Annotated in this window: 17 protein-coding genes; 8 read left to right on the top strand and 9 right to left on the bottom strand. The window is 68.9% G+C overall.

The features are described from left to right. The first annotated feature begins 100 nt into the window (after nt 1-100). A complete protein-coding gene (locus tag RWR81_RS03170; RefSeq protein ID WP_314454277.1) occupies nt 101-1069 on the top strand; it encodes a twin-arginine translocase TatA/TatE family subunit in 969 nt (322 codons plus the stop codon). Between the two features lie 106 nt (nt 1070-1175). On the opposite strand, the gene RWR81_RS03165 is transcribed toward RWR81_RS03170, so the two are convergent. The 3 genes from RWR81_RS03165 to RWR81_RS03155 all read right to left on the bottom strand — a co-directional run bounded on the left by RWR81_RS03165 (nt 1176) and on the right by RWR81_RS03155 (nt 4247). Beyond that, nucleotides 1176-2318 (bottom strand): P-loop NTPase, encoded by a 1143-nt coding sequence (locus tag RWR81_RS03165; protein WP_314454274.1) that lies wholly within the window; start codon nt 2316-2318, stop codon nt 1176-1178. A 71-nt stretch (nt 2319-2389) separates the two neighbouring features. After that, complete coding sequence (locus tag RWR81_RS03160; protein ID WP_314454271.1) at nt 2390-2962, bottom strand: DUF1003 domain-containing protein; 573 nt, start codon at nt 2960-2962, stop codon at nt 2390-2392. Next, complete coding sequence (locus RWR81_RS03155; protein WP_314454268.1) at nt 2955-4247, bottom strand: magnesium transporter MgtE N-terminal domain-containing protein; 1293 nt, start codon at nt 4245-4247, stop codon at nt 2955-2957. The genes RWR81_RS03160 and RWR81_RS03155 overlap by 8 nt, the downstream gene beginning before the upstream one ends. Nucleotides 4248-4327: 80 nt before the next feature. Here RWR81_RS03155 and RWR81_RS03150 point away from each other — a divergent pair, with 80 nt between their 5' ends. Further along, a complete protein-coding gene (locus tag RWR81_RS03150) occupies nt 4328-5146 on the top strand; it encodes a general stress protein (RefSeq protein ID WP_314454264.1) in 819 nt (272 codons plus the stop codon). A 39-nt stretch (nt 5147-5185) separates the two neighbouring features. Continuing rightward, nucleotides 5186-6034, top strand: a complete 849-nt coding sequence (locus RWR81_RS03145) for a sugar phosphate isomerase/epimerase (protein ID WP_314454261.1) — start codon at nt 5186-5188, stop codon at nt 6032-6034. Between the two features lie 9 nt (nt 6035-6043). Here the strand turns inward: RWR81_RS03145 and RWR81_RS03140 are convergent, their stop codons facing one another. The 4 genes from RWR81_RS03140 to RWR81_RS03125 form a co-directional block, all read right to left on the bottom strand. Beyond that, nucleotides 6044-7021: a cation diffusion facilitator family transporter gene (locus tag RWR81_RS03140; RefSeq protein WP_314454259.1), complete on the bottom strand. Its 978-nt coding sequence runs from the start codon at nt 7019-7021 to the stop codon at nt 6044-6046. Beyond that, nucleotides 7018-7389: a metalloregulator ArsR/SmtB family transcription factor gene (locus tag RWR81_RS03135; RefSeq protein WP_314454255.1), complete on the bottom strand. Its 372-nt coding sequence runs from the start codon at nt 7387-7389 to the stop codon at nt 7018-7020. The genes RWR81_RS03140 and RWR81_RS03135 overlap by 4 nt, the downstream gene beginning before the upstream one ends. A gap of 142 nt (nt 7390-7531) precedes the next feature. After that, nucleotides 7532-9151, bottom strand: coding sequence for a Xaa-Pro aminopeptidase (locus RWR81_RS03130; RefSeq protein ID WP_314454252.1), 1620 nt, complete (start codon nt 9149-9151; stop codon nt 7532-7534). Nucleotides 9152-9219: 68 nt separating this feature from the next. Next, complete coding sequence (locus tag RWR81_RS03125; RefSeq protein WP_314454249.1) at nt 9220-10338, bottom strand: Gfo/Idh/MocA family oxidoreductase; 1119 nt, start codon at nt 10336-10338, stop codon at nt 9220-9222. Between the two features lie 36 nt (nt 10339-10374). On the opposite strand from RWR81_RS03125, the gene RWR81_RS03120 reads away from it, so the two are divergent. Together RWR81_RS03120 and RWR81_RS03115 are read left to right on the top strand one after the other, a co-directional pair. Then, on the top strand, nt 10375-11220 hold the full coding sequence (locus tag RWR81_RS03120; RefSeq protein ID WP_314454248.1) for a PHP domain-containing protein: 846 nt from the start codon (nt 10375-10377) through the stop codon (nt 11218-11220). Nucleotides 11221-11264: 44 nt separating this feature from the next. Then, entirely contained in the window at nt 11265-11891 is a 627-nt protein-coding gene (locus RWR81_RS03115) for a MarC family protein (protein WP_314454245.1), read from the top strand. A gap of 71 nt (nt 11892-11962) precedes the next feature. Here RWR81_RS03115 and RWR81_RS03110 read toward each other — a convergent pair whose 3' ends face one another. Next, nucleotides 11963-13642 (bottom strand): DEAD/DEAH box helicase, encoded by a 1680-nt coding sequence (locus RWR81_RS03110; protein WP_314454243.1) that lies wholly within the window; start codon nt 13640-13642, stop codon nt 11963-11965. Between the two features lie 211 nt (nt 13643-13853). On the opposite strand from RWR81_RS03110, the gene RWR81_RS03105 reads away from it, so the two are divergent. From RWR81_RS03105 to RWR81_RS03095, 3 genes are all read left to right on the top strand, one after another. Continuing rightward, nucleotides 13854-14585 (top strand): ferritin-like fold-containing protein, encoded by a 732-nt coding sequence (locus RWR81_RS03105; protein WP_314454240.1) that lies wholly within the window; start codon nt 13854-13856, stop codon nt 14583-14585. A 153-nt stretch (nt 14586-14738) separates the two neighbouring features. Beyond that, nucleotides 14739-15389 carry a peptidase gene (locus RWR81_RS03100; RefSeq protein ID WP_314454237.1) on the top strand — a complete coding sequence of 217 codons (651 nt, stop codon included), beginning with the start codon at nt 14739-14741 and terminating at the stop codon, nt 15387-15389. Between the two features lie 39 nt (nt 15390-15428). Next, a complete protein-coding gene (locus tag RWR81_RS03095; protein ID WP_314454234.1) occupies nt 15429-16631 on the top strand; it encodes a hypothetical protein in 1203 nt (400 codons plus the stop codon). 98 nt (nt 16632-16729) lie between these two features. Here the strand turns inward: RWR81_RS03095 and RWR81_RS03090 are convergent, their stop codons facing one another. Further along, nucleotides 16730-16918, bottom strand: a complete 189-nt coding sequence (locus tag RWR81_RS03090) for a CsbD family protein (RefSeq protein WP_314454232.1) — start codon at nt 16916-16918, stop codon at nt 16730-16732. Nucleotides 16919-17081 lie beyond the last annotated feature (163 nt).

Here is a 17081-nt window from a genome sequence, read left to right as displayed (position 1 = left end):
GTGTTCGGCCGGATAGGGGGAACGGTACGTCTCCGGGTGAGTCCGCCGGTAGGCGAACCGATGCGGAGCCGACAGCGCAAGACTCCCTATACTGAGCGACGTGTTCGGCATCTCTGGATCTGAGTTCCTCGTCATCATCCTGGTGGCGGTGATCGTGGTGGGGCCGCAGCGCTTGCCCGAGTACACCCGCAAGCTCACGCAGATGGTGCGTCAGCTCAGAGTGTTCCTGGACAACGCGCGCAGCCAGATCGCCGAGGAGGTCGGCCCCGAGATGGCGGACCTCGACCTGTCCAGCCTCGATCCACGTCAGTACGACCCCCGCAAGATCGTGCGCGACGCCCTGGGGGAGGACATCGACGCCATCCGCGAGGACCTGACTCACCCCTTCAAATCCGTCGGCTCGGCTGCCAAGGAGGTCTCTGACGACGCCGCCCAGGCCGTCAACGACGTCATCAAGCACGACAGGGCCAACTCGTTGAGCAAACAGGTCGAGGCCAAGCGGGCCGAGCAGCTGGCTGAGAACGGCGCTGAGACCGCGAAGAGTACCGAGAACCCGGAGAGTTCCGAGAGCACTGAGAGCGTCGAGGGTGCCGAGAGCCCGGAGAGCGTCGAGGGTGCCGAGAGCCCGGAGAGCGCCGAGGGTGCCGAGAGCCCGGAGAGCGCCGAGCAGTCCGCAGGCTCCACCCCGCGGGGAGTGCTCCAGCAGGAGGATGACACCGAGCCCGAGGCTCAGTCCGAGTCGCCCGAGGCGGCTGACGGGTCTGATGAGGCCGAACCGGAGAAGGCCGAGGCAGAGCAGTCCGTGGAGACTGACGAAGCCGAGGGGAGCGACGATGCCGGTCAGCCGGAGTCCACTGAGCGTCCGGTCGAGCCGGGGCCGGTGGAGGTCCCGGCAAGCCTGGTCGAGCCTGTGGCCAGTGCCTCCGGCGAGGATGCGGGGGACGCCGCCACGACGGGTGATGACTCCCGCACCCGCGTGCGTCCTCTGTCACCGCGCGACATCGTGCGCGCCGCCAACGCCGCCGCGCGCACCCGCGCCGAGGCTGCGCGCGTCGCCGTCGACTTCTGAACCTCATCGAGTCGGGCGGATTTCGCGTAGTCCGACGGTATTTCTGGCCGGCTACGCGAAGGCCGGTCTTGGCGAGAGCGCGGCGAGAGAGCCGGGCGGGGCCGGCTCAGGCCGGAGTGACCCCCAGACTCTTACCCGCCAGGCCGCGGGCACGATGGGTGAGGCGCTGGGCCACCGCGGACAGCTCCAGGGCCGCGGGGGCGTCGGCGGCCGGCTCTCCGTTATCGGCCACGACGGCGGGGCGGCCGGTGTCGGAGCCCTCGCGCAGACGGATGTCCAGCGGCAGCTGGGCCAGCAACGGCACCTCGTAGCCGAGGGTCTCGCTCAGGGATGCACTGACGATCGCGCCCCCGCCGGAGCCGAAGATCTCCAGGCGCGAGCCGTCGGGCTGAGGCATGTAGGACATGTTCTCGATGACGCCCACCACCTTCTGGTGCGTCTGGGCGGCGATGAGTCCGGTGCGCTCAGCGACCTCGGCGGCGGCCGTCTGCGGGGTGGTGACCACGAGGATCTCGGCGTTCGGCAGTAACTGGGCCACGGAGATCGTCACGTCGCCGGTCCCGGGAGGCAGGTCCAGCAGCAGGACGTCCAGGTCGCCCCAGAACACGTCGGAGAGGAACTGCTGGACGGCGCGGTGCAGCATGGGGCCACGCCAGACGACAGGCTGCTTGTCCTCCACGAACATGCCGATGGAGATGACCTTCACCCCATGGGCCACGGGCGGCACGATCATGCCGTCGAGCTGAGTGGGTACCTGGTCCACCCCGAGCATGCGGGGGATGGAGAAGCCGTAGATGTCGGCGTCGACGACGCCCACGCTTAGGCCCTGGGCGGCCATGGCGGCGGCCAGGTTCGCGGTCACCGAGGACTTGCCGACCCCGCCCTTGCCGGAGGTGACGGCGTAGACCCGGGTGAGATTGCCCGGCTGGGTGAAGGGAACCACCGGTTCGGCGGCCCCTCCGCGCAGGCGGCGTCGCAGCTCGGCCTTCTGCTCGTCGTTCATGACGCCGAGGCTCACCTGCACGTCGGTGACGCCCTCGACGGAGCCGACCTCGCGCCGGGTGTCGGCGGTGATCGTGTCCTTCAGAGGGCACCCGGCCACGGTCAGGAGCACCTCGACACTGACCACGCCGTCCTCAGCGATATCAACCGAGGAGACCATACCTAGGTCGGTGACGGGGCGGCGCAGCTCGGGATCGATGACCCGGTCCAGCGCCTCCATGACGGCGTCATGAGTCGGTAGCGGCATGGCCTCATCCTAGAGGTGGTAGTCGGCGCCTCGACAGGTGGTGCGTCCCACGTGGGGGCGGGAGACGGTCCTCAGTGAGTGGCGTGCTGCTCCTGAGCGGTGCCGGGCTCGTCGTCGCCGCTGTCCTGGAACTCGGCGATCTCCTCTCGGGTGAGGCGCTCCTCGGCGAGGATCTCGCTGAGCATGTCACGTAGTTCGCTGCGCACGAAGTCGCGGGTGGCGACGTCGTTCATGGCCAGGCGCAGGGCGGCGATCTCCCGGGTGAGGAACTCGGTGTCCTCCAGGTTGCGCTGGGCGCGCTGGCGGTCCTGCTCGGCGGTGACGCGGTCTCGGTCGTCCTGCCGGTTCTGAGCCAGCATGATGAGGGGAGCCGAGTAGGAGGCCTGGGTGGAGAAGGCCAGGTTGAGCAGGATGAAGGGGTAGGGGTCCCATGCCCGCTGCACCTTGGCCAGAACGAGGTTCGCCACGATCCAGGCGATGACGAAGATCGACATGTAGAGCACAAACTGGGGCGAGCCCATGAAGCGGGCGGTCGCCTCGGCGAAGCGGCCGAACCCGTCGGAGCGGGAGGCTCGGGCGGGGTGGGTCCTGCGCAGCCACCGCAGGCGGTTGTCGGGCAGCGGCTGGTCGAGCTGGTCAGGCATTGGCTCCCCTCTCGATCGTCTCGTCGGTGACGGCCTCATCAGCCACGCGCCAGTCGTCGGGCATGAGGTGGTCCAGGACGTCGTCGACGCTGACGGCGCCCAGCAGGCGTCCGGCGTCGTCGAGGACCGGTAGGGCCGTCAGGTTGTAGGTGGCCAGCAGGCGGGTGACGGTACCGATGGAGTCCTCGGCTCGCACGGAGTCGACGTCGGTGTCCACGATCGACCCGACCAGTCGCTGGGGGCGCTCACGCAGTGTCCGCTGGAAGTGGACCATGCCCAGGAACTTGCCGGTGGGCGACTCCAGGGGAGGTCGGCACACGAAGCCGATGGCGGCTAGGGCCGGGGGGATCTCGGCCTTGCGGGACTGGGCCAGGAAGGTCGCCACCGTCGCCTCGGGGGGCAGGATGATCGGCTCGGTGGTCATGAGGCCACCGGCGGTGTAGTCGTCGTAGGCCATGAGGCGGCGCACGTCCTCGGCCTCCTCAGGCTCCATGAGGCCCAGGAGCTCGGTGGCCTTGAGCTGGGGGAGGTCGGCGACCAGATCGGCGGCGTCGTCGGGCTGCATGGCGTCCAGGACGTCGGCGGCGCGCCCGGCCTCCAGACGGGACAGGAGCGCGACGGCGTCCTCGTTGCCGAGCTCCTCCAGGACGTCGGCCAGGCGCTCGTCGGTCAGCTCGGCGGCCACGCGCATCTGGCTGTCCTGGGGCAGGTCCCGCATGACGTCCGCCAGGTCGGCGGGCTTGAGGTCCTCCAGGGTGGCCAGCAGTGCGGTGGCTCCCTGCTGGTCGGCGCTGGCGGCCAGGCCGCTGACCTCGTCGGGGCGTACCGTGAAGGTCTCCCCGCGGCGCAGGCCCAGCGGCCCGGTGGAGGCCCGCTGGACGAACAGACGAGTCACCTTCCAGTCCATGCCGCGGTCGCGCTCGATGGCCACGTCCCGTACGGTGACGGTCCCGGAGCCGTCGCGCATCGTGACCACCCGGTCCAGCAGCTCACCGACGACGAGGGTCTCCACGTGCCGCTGAGTGAAACGGCGGATGTTCATCAGTCCGGTGGTGATGACGGCACCGGGCTCGATCGCGGTGATCCGGGACAGGGGCAGGAAGACGCGGCGCCGGCTGGAGACCTCGATGACGAATCCGACCGCCCGCGGCTCCCCGCGCATCTGCAGCAGGACGACGACGTCATGGACCTTGCCCACCGCATCGCCCAGGGGGTCGAAGACGGAGGTACCGATGAGGCGGGCCACAAAAACCCTGCTGGTCGTGCGCGTCCTGGTGTTCTCCACAAGCCAAGCCTATGCGCCTGAGGCGTGAATGCCTGCCGATGGGTCTGTACCGCGTGCCCGCCCGTGCGACGATAACCCCTATGAGTGCCAATCCGAGCCCGCTGTCCTCCCTGACCTCGCCCGGCGGTGGTGTCATGCCTCAGGGGGAGGAGGTGGCCTCCTTCGCAACCTATCCCGAGGCGCAGAGGGCGGTCGACGCCCTGTCGGACCAGGGCTTCCCGGTCCAGCACCTGGCGATCATCGGCACCGACCTCCGCCAGGTCGAGCGCATCACCGGGCGCATGAGCTGGGGACGTGCGGCGATGTCGGGGGCCATGAGCGGTCTGTGGATCGGGGTCTTCTTCGGTCTCATCATATCGGTGGCAGGCAGCAACGGGCCCCGGCTCAGTTTCTGGGTCTGTGTCCTGCTGGGAGTGCTGTGGGGCATCGTTTTCCAGCTCTTCAGCTATGCCCTGACGCGCGGGCGGCGCGACTTCACCTCGATCAGCCAGGTCGTGGCCTCGCGCTACTCGATCATCGCCGCCCAGGAGGTCCATGAGGCCGCCCAGGCACTGACTGATGTTCCGGGCAACCTTTCGCGTGGGGGAGAGGCCCAGCGACGGTCCCAGGAGCGTCGTCGGGCACGGGAGGAGGTCTCCGGGCCGACGGCCTTCGGCTCCCGTCCTGACGAGCAGCCCCGCTTCGGGGTGCGTCTGCCGCAGGCCGGCAGCAGCGCCCACGGCACGATCTCCGACGCAGCGCCCGACATCGCCCCGGGGCCTCGGTCGGATGCTCCTGCCGTCCCCGAGGACTATGACCCGTTCCTGCGCCTTTCACGACGGGAGGATCAGACGGGGGCGGGCGGTACGACGGCGTCGCGGGATTCCGATGACGTCGCCGGCTCCGGTGGGAATGACTGACGTCGACTGACGAGCACTGAGGGACAAGGGAATTCAGTGATGAGTATTCCGGTGGGACTGTCGACCGCCAGTGTGGTTCCCGGCAGCGTTCCCGACACCTTCGCGATTGCCCAGGAACTGGGCTACGACGGCGTCGAGATCATGGTCTGGGGTGAGAAGGCCTCTCAGGACGCCATCCGCCTGGCGGCTCTGGTGGAGAAGCACGAGCAGCCGGTGCTGGCGGTCCATGCCCCCACGCTGCTGGTGACCCGTGGGGTCTTTGGAGCCGATCCGTGGGACAAGGTGGACCGTTCCATCGAGCTGGCCCACTACCTCGAGGCGCCCACCGTGGTGCTGCACCCGCCCTTCTTCTGGCAGACCCGCTACGCGCGTTCCTTCGTCGCCGGTGTCGCGCAGCGCGAGGCCACCACTGGCATCCACCTGGCGGTGGAGAACATGTTCACCTGGAGACCCCGTCACGCCCACTCCACCCGTGACTTCCAGGCCTACTCACCCACCTGGGACCCGGTGGGGCAGGGCTACAAGTCGGTGACGCTGGACATCTCCCACGCCGCTACCTCCGGCTCCGACGCGCTGGCCATGGCCCGCTCCCTGGGGCCCACCCTGCGCCACCTCCACCTGACCGACGGCGTACCCGGGCCTCTGGACGACCACCTGCTTCCAGGGCAGGGCAACCAGGACTGTGCCGGAGTCCTCAGGCACTTGGTGGCCACCGGCTTCGGGGCCGGCGGGGGACAAGTGGTCGTCGAGGTGACTACCAGGTCGATGACGTCCGCACAGCGCCTTGAGGGGCTCGCCAGTGCGCTCGCCTTCGCCCGCGAGCACCTGGAGGGCGGGGAACCGGCCCACATCCCCGAGCCGACCCGCAAGCGCTACCGCCGCAGTTGAGGCCTGCTGCTAGCAGTAGGCGGCCTCGTGCTCGAGGTGCGAGACGGGCTCGAGCTGGAGGGTCGTGTGCTGGATCCTGACCGGGAAGTGCTCGGCCACGCAGTTCTGGAGCCGGTCGAGGATCTCCTCGGTATGACCATCGCGCAGGCACTCGTCCCGGACGACGACGTGCGCGGTCAGCACCGGCAACCCCGAGGCCACCGTCCAGGCGTGCAGGTCGTGGACCTCCTCGACGTGGTCGATGCCCAGCATGTGGGTGCGCACCTGCGCCAGGTCCAGCTCCTTGGGCGTGAAGTCCATGAGGACGGCCAGGGCCGAACGCAGCAGCGTCACGGCCCGGGGCAGGATGAGGGCGGCGATGATGAGGGAGACCACGGCGTCGGCTCGGGCCCAGCCGGTGCGGGCCACCACCGCGGCTGCGACGATGACGCCCACGGACCCCAGCGCGTCGTTGAGGACCTCGAGGAGGGCGGCCCTCATGTTGAGGTTGTCGCTGTTGCTCGTGTGCCCGCCGGAGAGGACCAGCAGTGCGATGACGTTGGCGACCAGTCCGATGACTCCCATGACGAGCATGCCGGAGGCCTCGACCTGCGGGGCCACCAGCAGGTTGTGAATCGCCTTGAAGGCCACGAAGACGCCGACGACGGCGAGCATGCCCGCCTGGAGTGCGGCCCCGATGACCTCGGCGCGACGCATGCCCCAGGTGGAACGGTCCGTGGCAGGTAGGCCCGACAGATGTGCGGCGATCAGGGCCATGACAAGGCCGACGACGTCGGTGAGCATGTGCCCGGCGTCGGCCAGGAGAGCCAGCGACCCGGTGAGAAGAGCCGTGACGATCTCGGCCGTCAGAACAGTGACTGACAGGCACAGGGCGACCAGGAGCCGGCCGTGCGAGGCGCCGGTCCCGTGGTTGTGGGAGTGCCCGTGAGGGTCCTCAAGGGCGGCGGGGGAGTGGCCGTGGTGCTCGTGGCCGTTCAAGGCGCTCATAGCGGTTCCCGATCCTGGCCGGTGGATGAGTCGGCGATGACGGCGGCCAAGGACTCGGTAGCGGCCAGCACCTTCTCGATGGCCTCGGGGTACTCGATCCGGCTGACGTTGGCCCGCCCGTGGGAGTGACTGGAGATGAGGCCCGCGCTGCGCAGGATTGCCAGGTGCTGGGAGACGGTCGACTGGGCCAGACCCAGGTGCTCGGTCAGCTCCACCACCCGGTGCTCGCCGCCGTGGAGGTGGCGCAGGATCGCCAGGCGTGTGGCGTCCCCCAGGACGTCGAGCAGGGAGGCCACGGTGGATGCCTCGTGCACGGCGCCGTGGTCTTGAGGGCGGTCCTCGGGGAGTAAACCATGTTTCATCGTCATGTGACGATGCTATTTGTGAATGCCGATGATATGCAAGGGGGTGGGGGACCCGCTTCTCGCGGGCTCGTCCCAGATGACGGGCCGGGTCGGCTTCTCAGTGGTCACCGGTCCGGCCCGCATGAACGCGTGTCAGGCGAAGTGCTCAGCCGATGAGCCCACTCACCCAGGCCTCGACCTCCTCAACGGTGCGGGGCACGTCCTGGGTCAGACGCTCCACGCCGCCGTCCTCGCGCACGACGACGTCGTCCTCGATGCGCACGCCGGTGCCTCGCATCTCGGCGGGCACCAGCAGGTCGTCCTCGCGGAAGTACAGGCCCGGTTCGATGGTGAAGCACATGCCTGGCCTGAGCTCGGCATCCATGTACATCTCGCGGCGCGCCTGGGCGCAGTCATGGACGTCCAGGCCCAGGTGGTGACTGGTCCCGTGGACCATCCAACGCCTGTGGTACTGGCCCTCGGGCGCCAGTGAGTCGGCGGCGCCCACCCCTGCGGGCAGCATCCCCCACTCCTCCAGGCGGGCGGCGATCACCTCCATGGCGGCGGCGTGGACGTCCTTGAAGCGGCAGCCCGGCGTGCCCGCACGGGCGAAGGCGGCATCGGCGGCGTCGAGGACCGCCTGGTAGATCTTGCGCTGAGCCTCGGTGAATCGACCGTCGACCGGGATCGTGCGGGTGACGTCGGCGGTGTAGAGGGAGTCGACCTCGACGCCGGCGTCCACCAGGACCAGTTGACCGGGCTCGACGGCGCCGTCGTTGTTGATCCAGTGCAGGGTGTTGGCGTGGTTACCGGCCGCGGCGATCGTGTCGTAGCCCAGGCCATTGCCCTCCTCACGTGCCTTGGCCCCGAAGGCCCCCTCCAGGACCCGCTCGCCGCGCCAGTGACCGCGGGCCCGCGGGATGGAGCGGATGAGGTCGTCGAAGCCGGCCTTGGTGGCGGCGACGGCGGCACGCAGCTGATCGATCTCCCAGGGGTCCTTGACCAGGCGCAGCTCGCTGGTGGCCTCGGCCAGGCCGGCGTCCACCTCGGCGGCGGCCTCGCCGGTCTCCAGCCCGACCTGCTGGCGGGTGGTGGTCACCAGAGCGGTGACGGTCTCGTCAGCCTCGGCGACGACGCGCAGCTGGACCGCGCCGGGACCGGCGTCCTTGGCCAGGGCGTCAGGAAGGGAGTCGATGTGGGCGCAGCGTATGCCGGTGGACGACTCGACCTCCTCCAGAGAGGGGCGCACGCCCACCCACAGCTCGCCGTAACGGGGATCGCCGTAGAACTCCTGGCTGGAGCGCGAGGCCCGAGGTCGGAAGTAGAGGACCGCCTCATGCGTCGGGGCGGCACCACCCACGTCAACGGTGTTGTCCGGGGAGTCCGCGTCCTGGGCCGGCGAGGTGAGTGGGTCCAGGACGAGCACGGCGTCGGGCTCGAAGTCCGTGCCGGTGCCGGCCATGTGGGCGAAGGCGCTGTGGGGTCGGAAGCGGTAGTCGCAGTCGTTGTTGCGGACCTTGAGCGCACCCGCGGGCAGGACGAGGCGCTCGCCGGGGAAGAGCCTTCCGAGGGCCTCACGTCGGGCCGCCGCCCAGGGGGCCGCCTCGCTGCGGGAGGGCAGACCCTCGGGGCGAGGGCCCCAGCCTGAGCCGATGAAGTCTCTGAAGGCCTGGTTGTCGGGCTGGCGGGACCGGTTGGAGCCGCGCGCCGCCAAGGACTGGGGGGCCTCCGGAGAGGAGGAGGCTTCGTCGGATGGGTTGCCGTCTGCTGAGGAGGTCGATGTCATAGCAGCATCATCCCACCGTCGAGCCCCTTCGGGTGGGGAGGAGACGGCGTCGAGACCATCGACGTGGATCAATCCTGTTCATCGACGGGGAAGCGCACTCCCACCTGACGGCGAGCCTCCTCCAGCGTGGCTATCGCCGCCACTGAGTTGCTCAGCGGGTGCAGCGCGGACTCCCTCGCTCCGGTGCGCACCAGGCGGCAGACCTCAGCCAGCTCGTGGGCTAGCTGGTGGCCGGGCTGCTGGGCGCCGCGCTCGACCGACAGATCCTCGCGCACTTGTGCGCCCTCACCCGTGCTCCTGCCCGCGGCCGGCCCGCGCAGCTCGATTCGCTCAGGCCACTGGCAGTCATCGATGGCCACGACGTCATGGTCAGAGGCGAAGGTCGACTCCGTTCCTGGGGACGTCTTGGAGTGCAGGCAGACGACCTCCAGCCCAGCGTGCTCGCCGGAGTCATAGGACAGGATGACCGTGCCCCGCACGTCGACACCGGAGTCCAGCAGCTCCCCCGTGGCCGTCACCCGATCCGGCTCCCCGAACAGGTGGATGGCCAGGTTGACCGGGTAGATGCCCAGGTCCATGAGGGAGCCGCCACCCAGGGCCGGATCGAAGGCCGGCGGCAGCCGGCCGGCCCGGTAGGCCTCCATCCGCGAGGAGTACTGCTCCTTGGACAGCACCACCCGGTGCAGCGCTCCCAGCCGCGCCAGCACCTCGTGCAACCGTGCCACGCCGGGCTCGAAGGCGGATAGCCACCCCTCCATGAGGAAGCGGTCGGCTCGCCTGGCGGCCTTCACCATCACGTGGGCCTGGGCGGCCGTCAGCGCGAAGGGCTTCTCCACCAGGACGTGGAAACCGGCCTCCAGCGCCGCGATCGTATGCTCCGTGTGCAGGGAGTTGGGCGAGCCCACGTAGACGACGTCGAGCGGGGCTCTCGAGCCCGGGCCGTGGGCGGCGAGCATCTCCTCGAGCGAGGCGTGGGCGTGGGGAATCCCGTGCTCCTGGGCGAAGGCGGAGGCGCGCTCGCGGCGGGCGGAGGTGACGGCCACGATCTGGGCGGCCGGCTGCCGGGCCGTGGCCTCGGCGAACCATCGAGCGATGAAACCGGCCCCGATCACCCCGAAGCGGATCGGGGCGTCGTCGGCGTGCTGCGTGGTGGGTGCGGTACTTGTCGTGCGGCTCAGATCGCTCATACCGTCCAGTCTCCCACGCGTCCTTACACTGTCACGGTGCGCATCGATCCCCACACCCACTCGGCCTGCTCCGACGGCACCGACTCTCCCGCCGAGCTCATGGCCCAGGCGGCCGGGGCCGGTCTCGACGTCGTCGGGCTGACCGACCACGACACCATGGCCGGCTGGGACGAGGCGGCCTCGGCCGTCCCCGCCACCGGTGTCGCCCTCCTGCGCGGAACCGAGATCTCCTGCGCCGCCGACGGCATCACGCTCCACCTGCTGTCCTATCTGCACCGGGGCGACGACCCGAACCTGGTCGAGTCCTTCGCCCACGCCCGCACCTCACGGGACACCCGCGCCCAGCGGATGGTCGAGCGCCTTGGCGAGGACTTCCCGATCACCTGGGAGGACGTCGTGGCCCAGTCGTCCGGAGCCCATACGATCGGCCGGCCCCACATCGCTGATGCCCTCGTGGCGGCCGGGTCCTTCCCCGACCGCAACGCGGCTTTCGCCGGTCCACTGGCGACTGGATCGCCCTACTACGTCATCCACTGGGCACTGGACCCGGTCGAGGCCTGTCGCCTGGTGCGCGCTGCCGGAGGGGTCCCGGTGGCCGCCCACCCGCGTGCCTCTGCGCGCCAGCGCCGCCTCGTGCCCGACAAGACCTTCGCCGAGATGGCTGAGGCCGGACTGGCCGCCCTCGAAATGAACCACCGCGACCACGGCCCCGAGGAGCGGGAGCAGGTGCGCGCCCTGGCCCAGTGCCTGAACCTGGGGTTGTCGGGGGCCTCGGACTACCACGGCGCGGGCAAGCCCAACCGCTTGGGGGAGAACCTCATGCCCCCCGAGCTCTTGGAGCAGATCGTCGACGAGGGCGCCCTCGACCTCGTCAAACCCTGAGTCGTGCCCCGACTCTTGCCCACAACCGGTGATAGAAAGCCGCTATGCAGTCCGTCTTCGAGCCCACGGTCTTCGCCACGACCTTCACGACGCTCCTGGTCATCCAGGACCCGTTGGGCGCCATTCCGATCTTTCTGTCCCTGACCTCACGGCAGACCCCCGCCGAGCGCACCGCCTCCGCACGCCAGGCCACCGTGGTCTCTTTCGGTGTCATCCTCCTGTTCGCGGTCTTCGGCCGCTACATCCTCAAGTTCCTGGGCATCTCGGTGCCCGCTCTGCAGGTGGCCGGTGGGCTGCTCCTGCTGCTGGTGGCCCTCGAGCTGCTGACCGACAAGGTCGATGAGAGTCCTGACCCCGACGCCGTCTCCTCCAACGCCGCCCTGGTCCCCCTGGGCACGCCTCTGCTGGCCGGTCCGGGCGCGATTGTCGCGGCCATGGTCGCGGTGGACGCCACCGGTGGCGGCGTGGCCGGATGGGTCTCGGTGACGGCCGCGATCATCGGCACGCACATCGCCATCTGGGGCGCTTTGCGCTTCTCCCTGGGGCTCAACCGGGTGCTGGGCACCTCCGGCATCCGGATCCTCACCCGGGTCATGGGACTTCTCCTGGCGGCGATCGCCGTCCAGATCATGGCCGACGGCGTCTTCGCCTTCCTGGCGATCCGCCTCTAGTCCGGATGATCCGGGCCGACTGAGCGGACTGACGCCGACTCGGACTCGTCGGCGCCCGCGCTCACCCGCCCCTACTCGCTGGTGGACCCGTCGACGGGACGGCCGCCGCGGGTGCGCTTGCGGGTACGTTTGCGTCGCGGTTTCACCTCATCGTCGATCGAGCGTCGAGAGAGCTTGCTGCGCTGCTCCCGGCCGCCTCCGCCGTTCCTGTCGCCACGGCCTCGACGGCCGCGGCCGCCACGCCCGCCCTGCCCGTTGGACTGCTTGCGACCGCGTTTGCCGGTCTCGCCCAGGTCCTCGATCTCCTCGGCGTCCAGGCCCTCCAGGGTGCGCTTGTGGCGGGGGAGACGACCGGTGACCTTCTCGGGGATCGACAGATCGGAGAAGAGGTGCTCGCTGGTGTGGTAGGTCTCCACCGGCTCCTTGATGGGCAGGCCCAGGGCCTTGGCGATGATCCGCCAGCGCGGCACGTCGTCCCAGTCCACGAAGGTGACCGCCGTGCCGGAGTTGCCGGCGCGGCCGGTGCGCCCGATGCGGTGGACGTAGATCTTCTCGTCCTCGGGGCACTGGTAGTTGATGACGTGGGTGACGTCGTCGACGTCGATACCGCGGGCGGCCACGTCGGTGGCCACGAGTACGTCCACCTTGCCGTTGCGCAGGGCGCGCAGGGCCTGTTCCCGGGCCCCCTGACCGAGGTCGCCGTGGAGAGCGGCGGTGGCGAAGCCTCGTGAGCGCAGGTCGTCGGCCACCCGGGCCGCCGTGCGCTTGGTACGCGTGAAGATGATGGTGCGTCCGCGTCCCTCGGCCTGGAGGATTCGTGAGACGACCTCCACCTTGTTCATTGAGTGGGTGCGGTAGACGACCTGCTGGACCGTCTGGACCGTCATCCCCTCATCGCCCGGGTCCTGGGCGCGGATGTGGGTGGGGCGGGTCATGTAGCGGCGCGCCAGGGCGACCACCGCGCCGGGCATGGTGGCGCTGAAGAGCATCGTGTGGCGGTCGGTACGGGTGCGGGCCAGGATCTTCTCCACGTCGGGCAGGAAGCCCAGGTCCAGCATCTCGTCGGCCTCGTCCAGGACGACGGTGGTCACGTGGGCCAGGTCCAGCACACCGCGGTCCATGAGGTCGATGAGACGGCCGGGCGTTCCCACGACGACCTCGGCTCCCCGCTCGAGGTCCTCGATCTGGGGCTCGTAGGCGCGTCCGCCGTAGACCTGGACGATACGCACGGTGCGCTTCGCGGCAGCCGTGGTCAGCTCCTCGGCGACCTGCTTGGCGAGCTCGCGGGTGGGCAGGATGACCAGACCCTGGGGGCTGCCGGAGGCGGGATCCTCGTCCCAGCCCTCCTCCCCGGGGCCCAGGGTGTCCATGAGCAGGGGGATGCCGAAGCCCAGGGTCTTGCCGGTACCGGTCTTGGCCTGACCGATGATGTCCTGCCCCTCCAGGGCCACCGGCAGGGTGAGGGCCTGGATGGGGAAGGGGTGGGTGATGCCCTTGGCATCCAGGGCCTCGCAGATCTCCGGCTCGACGCCGAAGTCGGCGAAGGTCTTGCGGGTCAGGTCGGTCGAGTCGCCCTCGTCAGTGATGTCGGGAGTGGCCTCGTCCAGGACCGGGGCGTGGGCGCCTGCCGTCTCGATGATTCCGGATACTGTGGCGCCAGGAATGGAGCCTGCGCTGTCGGTGGTGATCTGCTCGTCTGTGGAATTGTTGCTGGGCTCGACGGCGTCGGCCCCGTGCTGCTCGTTGCTCACGAGGTTCCTTGTCTTCTGGTCAGGTTGTTCCGATCCGGCGCAGCTGTCGCTCGCGCGCACATCGGGTGCGCTGCGTGGGCGTTGGCGCCGTCGGGTGCGGCAGCCGATCGTGAGTCAATAAGCTGAGTCCATCTGACGACCGGGCAACCGTGGACGCCGCCAGCGTAGCGGGAAAACGTCCCGATGGCGCCTCTGGGCGAGGAAACGCGCCATGTGCGTGGTTGATGTCACGGCGCTGCGTCGCCGTGAGGAGGACCTGGCTACGATTGGGGGCATGACTCAGATGCCGACGCCGTCACCGCAGCCCAGCGTCCCCACCCCGATGCGGGTTGGCCCCCACGAGCTGTCCGTCGTCGGAATCGTCGCCGTCTCCCGGACGGCGGCCTGCACGCGCTACGCCAAGGACGCCGACCGGGCCCCGCGGATGAACGCCCGGGTCGACCTGCTGCGCATGAGCGCCTGGGAGGTCGAGTCCTTCGACCGCGTGGTGGCGCTGGCGTCAGTGCGCGGCATCGACGCGACCGGGGCGGCTGAGCGCTTCACGGATGTGCTCGGTGACTTCGACGAGCGACTGCGCCCCCTGGACTGGGCTGAGCGCCTGGTCAAGACCTACATTGCTTTCGGGCTGCTCATCGACTTCGGCATGGCGCTGAGCGACTCTCTGACAGAGCCTCTGCGCAGTGGGCTTATCGATGAGCTGGGCCAGGATCCGATCCGTTCTTACGCCATCGCTGAGCTTGACACGGTTATCGCCGCCGACCCGCAGCTGGCCGCGCGTCTGGGCCTGTGGAGCAGACGCGTCGTTGGTGAGGAGATCGGGACCTTCCAGAGGCTGCTCGCCCAGTTCCCCGAGCTGCTTGGAACCACTGCCCCTGAGCGGCTGCATGCGGTTCTGTCCCAGGGCGCGGTCTCCCGGATGAAGGGTTTGGGTCTGAGGGTTTAGCCACCTAGCACTTTTATGTGACGTATCTGACATAAGGGGTGCTGTCTGTAGTAGCGACGTGACATAACTGGGGTGCTGCCGGGTAAAGTGTCGGCAACCAAGTCTTAATACCCGCCGCGAGAACCCGGGGTTCTTGGCGCTGAAGGAGTTCCCATGAAGCGAAGTGTGTGGATGAGCGCGTCCGCCGCCGTTGCTCTATCCGTTGTCCCTGTTGGTACAGCTGCGGCGGATGAGGGTTCTGGCCCCATTTCGGCGGCCGAGCAGGCGACATCCCCCTCCAGTGACGCCAAGGCCGATTTGCCTGCCGACCCTGAGCCCAAGACGCCTGCTCCCGCCGTTCCCGATCCCCGAGGCGAGACGCCCGCTCCCATCCCGGACCCTGTCCCCTCCCTTGATCCGGTCCCCATCTCGGTTGCCGGTGACGATGCCAGCGGGACCGACCAGCAGAACTCCGACACCGACACCGACAGCGCTGCCGCGCAGCAGAACAATTCGGCGGATCCCGATGAGCAGGGCCAGGGTGGCCAGGACGCCGTCTCCGGCTCTGATGACGATCCTGTGCAGCAGGAACCTCAGATCGGGGGGCCTCAGGGGGCCGAGGAGGCTCCCGCCGCGCCCGAGGAGGCGCCTGCCCAGGGGGTCACTGCTGTTTCACGCGAGCAGGCCTCCGTGTCGCACCGGGGTGGTGCCAACCGCTCGGCCCTGGCGCAGACTGGTGCTGGAACAACCGCTGCCTGGATGGCTCTGGGGACCGGCGCCGCGGGTGCTGCCATGCTCATGGTGCGCCGTCGGCTGGCGTACTGATCCTGTATCGGTCCTTCATGTTGAGAAGGGGGCTGGTCCATGGATGACCGGATGCTCGACGGGGGCAGGGTGCTGTGGTTCATCGGCGATAGCCCCGAGCGCGCCCGAGAGGCTCTCGCCGCTGGTCACGCCTGGACGCCTGAGCAGCGTGCGCAGCTCGAACGGATCGCTTCGTCGGCAGGGGGTGCCCCTCAGCCCGCCGAGGGCCCGCCTGTGCATGAGCAGGCGTCCCTACCGCAGCCTGTTCAACCCTACGGGACTCCTGGGGGTGTCTTCGCCCCGGACGGCGCCGATGCGGGCGGCCACGGCACTGACCGCGAAACTGAAGCCGGCTTCGGCGCGACACAGGCCCAACTGCGGCTGGTTGGCGCCACCGATCCTCCTCAGCCGCAGACGGTCACGCCGACGCAGCCGCAGCCGCAGGGCTTCCGGCTTCAACCGCTGCCTACCGTGACGCAGATACAGGCGGACCAAGGGGGTGTCGAGTTCTCGGGCGGTGGTTCGCGTCGCGGGTGGGTGCTGCCGGTGGTTGCTGTTGGTGCTCTCGTGCTCGGGCTGGCGGGAGGTGTTCTGGGAGGGCACTGGCTCTGGCCCGGCAAGACATCGGCAGCCCCCGCCGCGTCCGCAGCGGCCCCTGTGGTCGCGAACTCCACGTCATTGCGCGCCGGTAGCGGATCCTTCGTCTGCTCCTCGAATGGTACTGGAGTCTCCTGCTGGGGGGCCGATGCTCAGGCCAACACTCAGGGCGCACGCGTCTCGCCGACGGCGGTGCCCGGGCTTGAGAAGGTCAAGGTCTCCGCGCTGAGCGTGGGTAAGGGTTTTGCCGTTGCTGTGGACGATTCGGGCGTCGTCTACGCCTGGGGGGCCAATGAGGTCGGTCAGCTCGGCAAGAAGACCGACGATGCCCTCGTCAACCAGGCGCTTCAGGTCGGCAAGCTTCCAGCGACTCCCACTGAACTGGTATCGGGTTACGAGCACACCTGCGCGCTGTCGAAGGGTGCCGTCTGGTGCTTCGGCTCCAACCGTTACGGCCAGGTCAACGGGACTGTTTCGGACTCCCCGTCCGGACTGGTGCAGGTCGACAAGGTCGAGGGGGCGACCCGGATCGGCACATCGGGCTACGACACGTGGGCCACGGTCGATGAGGGGACCTGGACCTGGGGGAATAACTCCTGGGGGCAGGCCGACCCCTCGCAGAGTGTCGTCAATCTGGCGCCGACTCTCATTCCCGCGGAAGGATGATGCCGGTCTCGGAAGTCGATGGCATCGCGGCGCCACGCGTAGGAAGGGGTCCGGCCTCATTCAATGAGGCCGGACCCCTCGCGGCTTTGGTGCTCGTTCTACTTGTCGCCCTTGAGGTGCTCGACCGCGCCCTTAATGGCGTCCTTGGCGTCCTCGGCGACCTCCTTGATCTTGCCCTCGGCGTGCTGAAGCTTGCCCTCGGTCTCCGTCTCCTTGCTGCCGGTGACCTTGCCCGCAGCCTCCTTGGCCTTGCCAGCGATCCTGTCGAAGGTTCCGTTGTCACTCATGAGAGCTCCTTTCCATGATGTGTCTCCGGGAGGAGACAAAAGCGGACATTCCAACCCTACAGACTGCCGTCTGACACACAACTCAATATCCAATGTGAGTTTCTATATATTATGAGAATGATATGGAGGTTGCTTTATTCTCTCACGTGGGGATCACATCGAG

The organism is uncultured Actinomyces sp., from assembly GCF_963526355.1.
In the GTDB taxonomy this organism is placed as follows: Bacteria; Actinomycetota; Actinomycetes; order Actinomycetales; family Actinomycetaceae; genus Actinomyces.
Note: the sequence above shows the minus strand (reverse complement) of the source record. Positions and strands in the feature narration are given on the sequence as shown.